Below are 4,943 nucleotides of genomic sequence, written 5' to 3' on the forward strand. Positions count from 1 at the left end.
TGAGTAGGAGATGCGGCCGGAGGCCACGCTGACGGCGGCGCCGTTGCCGAGGTAGCCCTCGAGGTCGCGCGGGGAACGGTCGTAGAGGCCCGGGCCGTAACCTCCGTGCATCACACCGGCGAAGACGCCGGTCCGGCTGCCCTTCAGCGTGGCCGGGTCGATGCCGGCGCGCTCGAAGGTCTCCCACGCGGTCTCCAGGAGCAGCCGCTGCTGCGGGTCCATCGCCAGCGCCTCGCGCGGCGATATCCCGAAGAACGCGGCGTCGAAGGTTCCGGCGCCGTCCAGGTAGGCGCCCTGGCGGGCGGACGACTTGCCGCCGCCGTCGCCTCCGTCGTCGAGGAGACGGTCGAGGTCCCAGCCACGGTCCTCCGGGAGCGGGCCGACCGCGTCGGTCTCCGCCATGAGCAGGTGCCAGAACTCCTCCGGTGTCCGGGTGCCGCCCGGCAGGCGGCAGCCCATCGCCACGATGGCGATGGGCTCGTCCCGCTCGGTCGTCGCGGCCCCGGACTCCCCTGCCGCCTCCCCGGGGGCCGGCCCGCCGTGGGCCAGCCCCTCGAGATACTGGGTGAGGGCCTGCGGAGTCGGGTGGTCGTAGGCCACGGCGGCCGTGAGACGGTGCCCGGTGGCGGCGGACAAACGGTCGCGCAGGGCCACGGCGGAGAGAGAGTCGAAGCCGAGCTCGTGCAGGGGCCGGTCGGGAGTCACCTCCTGGACGGACGGCAGACCGAGGATGTCGGCGATCACGGAACGCACCAGGGTGAGCAGCTCGTGCCTGGCTGCGGACGGACCGGACGGACCGGTCTTACCCGATGGACCGGATGGAACAGACGGACCGGATGGATCGGACGGACCGGACGGCCTTGAGTCACCGGTCGCCGCGGGCGATGCGGTGGGTGCCGTGCCGGGGCGGACGTTCACCGCCGGGTTGACGAGGAGGAGCGTCGTGGTCAGCGCCGCCAGGTGCCGGCGGGCGGTCTTGCCGCTCGACGTCCGCGGGATGGCGTCGACGAGGCGGAACTCGTCGGGCACCTTGAAGTAGGACAGTTCACGGCGGCATGTCTCCAGGAGCTGTCCGGTGTCGATGCCCTCGGGGCCGTCGGGCCCCGGCACCAGATAGGCGACGGGCACCTCGCCGAGTACGGCGTGGGGTGTGCCGGCCACTGCCGCTTCGGCCACGCCGGGCACTCCGGCGAGGACCCGCTCGACCTCGGCGGGATGGATGTTCTCGCCGCCGCGGACGATGAGTTCCTTGGTCCGCCCCGTGATGCCGAGTCGGCCCGCCGCATCCAGTCGGCCGAGGTCGCCGGTGCGGTACCAGCCGTCCACGAGGACGGCCCGGCTGGCCTCCGGGTCGTTGTGGTAGCCGACCATGGTGGCCGGGCTGTGCACCCAGATCTCACCCTCCTCGCCGGCGGCCACCTCCTCGCCCGTGCGGGGGTCGGTCAGTCGCAGCCGGAGGCCGGGCAGGGGAGTCCCGCAGGAGCCCGGGACGCGCTCCCCGCCCGGCGCCTGGGTGGTGATGGCGCCTCCGGTCTCGCTGCTGCCGTAGCTGTCCACGAGCCGTACGCCGAAGGCGGCCTCGAAGTCGAGGTGCAGTTCGGGCGGGCAGACGGAGCCGGCCGCCATGCACACCCGCAGCCCGGGCAGTTCCATCCCGTCCTCGCGTGCCAGCTCCACCATGCGGCGGTAGGTGCTGGGGGAGTTGACCAGGAAGGAGGCGCGTTCGCTGCGGACGGTCTCGATGATCTCGTCCGGGGCCGAGCCCTCCAGGATGTACGCGGACGCGCCGACGGCCAGCGTGGCGAGCACGCCGATGTTGTGCGAGGCGGCGTGGTGGAGCGGCATGGGCCACACCACCCGGTCGTCGGCGGACAGGCCGAGGATCGTCGCGGTGCAGGCAGCGGTCGCCCACAGGGACTTGCGCTGGGTCGACACCACACCCTTGGGGCGGCCGGTGGTGCCCGACGTGTAGAGAATCCAGGCGGTTTCGTCGAGTTCGAGGTCGTCCCGCGCGTCGGTGGCGGGCGGGGTGACGGCGAGCTGCTCGAAGTCGTCGGCGCCGGGAACGGGTTCGGCGGCGCCGACGACGATCGGAGCACCGTCGAGTGCGCCCCTCGACGTCCGCTCCACCTGCGGCAGTTGCGCCACACCGGTGATGACCGTGCGGGCACCGCTGTCGGTCAGGTGGTGGGTGAGTTCGGCGTCGGAGGACTTCGGGTCGACCGGGACACCGACGGCTCCCGCCCGCGCGACGGCGAGGTAACTCTCCACCATCTCGACCCGGTTGCCCATGCGCAGCAGGACACGGTCACCACGGCCGACTCCGCGCGCGACCAGATGGCCGGCCAGGAATCGTGTGCGGCGTTCCAGAGCGCCGTAGGTGACGGCACGGCGGCCGTCCTGGAAGGCCCGCGCGTCCGGACGTTCCCGGGCGTGGTCCGCGAGGATCTCATGCACCGGCCGGACCAGCGCAACACGGGGCTTCTCAGTCACGACGCTCGACTTCCAATCACCTTGGCAACGGAGACGCACGACTTCGGCGGTCCGGGCCGCCGGGCACGCGAACGGCGGGGATCTCCCAACCCCGGCCTACGGGGCCAGTATGGGCGCGGGCGGGTTAGGTCTTTCTCTAGATCCGGCAGGCGCCGTGACCGGCCGGAACGCGCGCCGGAGGGGGTGTTCAGCGCGGAAGCACCCAGCCCGGTGCCCAGGTCCCGGCGGCGTCGTGGCCGACCGTCGTGGCGGCGAGGTGAGTGCGGAGGATGGCCGGCGCCCGGCTGGGCATGGTCGCGGCGCCAGAGGAGCGAGTGCCGGTGGACGGGCGCCGGGCCGGTGACCGGGATGCGGCGCAGACCGCCCTGCTCCACCGTGTCCTTCCCTCACGGGCCCACGTCATCGACAGCTCCGAACTCCGCACCCTGCTCCGGGCCGACCGACGCGCACCGGGTGCCGATCCCACCAGAGGCGAGCAGTTCCCTCTTGAGATGGCGGGCCAGTCCCGCCGGTGTGGTGAAGTCGAAGACGACCGACGCGGGCAGGGGGAGCCCCGTCGCCGACTCCAGCGCGTCGCGTGCGGTCAGCGCGGTCAGGGAATCGAATCCGAGGTCGCGGACCTCCGCCTCCTCCGGTATACGCCCGGCCGTGGTGAGCCCGAGCACCGACGCGAACCGGTCGCGCACCAGCCGCAGCACGGTCTCCTCCTGCTCGGCGGAGGTGAGCGCCGCCAGTCGGCGGCGCAGCGCCGCGGGGTCGGCCGCCGCGTCGCGCGCCGTTCGCCGCACGGCCCCGCCCGCGGTGTCCCGGAGCAGCGCGGCCGTCGCGGTGACGGGGCCGGTCCGGTGCGGGACGGACAGGTCCGGCCGCTGCGCGGTGAGCGAGGTCCGGCCCGTGGCGACGGCCGCGGCGAACAGATCGGCCGCCTCGTCAGTGGCCCCCGCGGGGCCGCGCACGGACACCGCCGACACCCCCGCCTGCCGCAGGGTGCGGGCCCACACGTCGAACACCGCCGCCACCGCCGCGTCCGCCGGCCCGGCCGCGGAGGGCGGCGGCGTCGCGAACACGACGGAGGCGATGTCCCGTCCCGGTGCCGATCGCACGAGCTCCGCCGCCGGGTCGATCAACGGACGCAGTGCGGCGTCCACGTCGGCCTGCGTGTCCGCCGACGAGCCGTCGGCGGACACCGCCGCGGTCAACACCACCGTGCGGGGAGCGCGGTCGAGCAGTGCCCGCACCGTCCCGGCCGGATCCACGGGGTCCCAGCGCAGCAGCTCGGCGGTTCCCGCGGACGGAGCGAGCCGGTCGGCGACGTTCTTCGCGAACGGTCCCGTCAGCAGCGGCCCGTCCGCAGTGGGCCCCTTGCCGTCACCGGCCCGGGCCAGGAGTGTCTCGACCGGACCCTCCGTCTCGACGCCGACGAACAGGGCCGTACGCCCGGCGGAGGCGGTCTCCTGTGCTACGACGGGGACACGCACCGCACGCGGCGCGAGCACCCTGCCCTCGCGCAGGGCCAGTTGTGGTTCGCCCCCGGCGACGGCGTCCTCCACGCGGCCCCAGCAACGGCCTTCCTCGTCGGTGTCGAGCAGAACGAAGCGCCCCGGGGCCCGGTCCTGCACCGCTGCGACCAGACCCCGTACGGCCGCCGAGGCCGCGTCCGGCATCGTCGCGTCGTCCGTGGCGACCGCGTTCCGGGTCACCACGACCAGTCGGGCCCGCGCCAGCCGGGGATCGGCGAAGTGCCGTACCCACGTGAGGGCTTCACCCACCGCGGCGCGCACCGCCTGCGCCGGGTCCGCTCCGTCGCGCGGAGTCGGACGGACCACCATGACGTCCGGGACCGGCGTGCCCCGTCCGACCGCGCGCAGCAGTGACGGCAGATCGGGATGCGCCTCACTGTGCCGGCCTGCCGACAACAGGGCCTCCCGCATCCGAGGCGCGTCCGGACCGACCACCGCCCACCTGGACGGGCCGCCCGACGCCCGGGGAAGGTCGCAGGGCCGCCAGGACTCCTCGAACAGGGCGTCCTGCTGTGCCGCCGATGCCGCTCGTAGGGCGTCGCCGCGCAGCGGTGCGCCGGTCACCGTACGCGCACTGAGCACCGGGTCCCCGGCGCCGTCGGCCGCCTCCAGGTTCCAGGAGCCGTCCGCCGTCTCCCGCAGCCGTACCCGCAGCACACAGGCGCCGGTGGCGTGCAGGGTCACATCCCGCCAGCGCACCGCCACCACGGGGGCGGCGCCGTCCGGGGACGCCGCTCCGGCCGCGCCCAGCGCACCCGCCAGCGCCGCGTCCACCAGCGCCGGATGCAGCGCGTGACGGTCCTGGCCGGTCACCCAGTCGGGCAGCGCCACCTCGACGAAGACGTCGTGCCCGCGCCGCCACACGGCACGGGGTGTCCGTGCGGCGTCCGGCCGGCCGGCACTCCGGTTACGGGGAAGCCGAAGGGGGTA

At 74.4% G+C, this 4,943-nt stretch carries 2 protein-coding genes; both read right to left on the minus strand.

The window, feature by feature from the left end; translation table 11 throughout:
* Window positions 1-2,493 (minus strand): AMP-binding protein (locus AC3ET3_RS35840; RefSeq protein WP_435613703.1); only part of this gene is annotated, 2,493 nt, incomplete at its 3' end.
* A gap of 386 nt (window positions 2,494-2,879) precedes the next feature.
* A partial coding sequence (locus tag AC3ET3_RS35845) for a SpnB-like Rossmann fold domain-containing protein (protein ID WP_435613704.1) occupies window positions 2,880-4,943 on the minus strand: 2,064 nt, incomplete at its 5' end.

The sequence above is a fragment of the Streptomyces sp. bgisy159 genome, assembly GCF_057707805.1.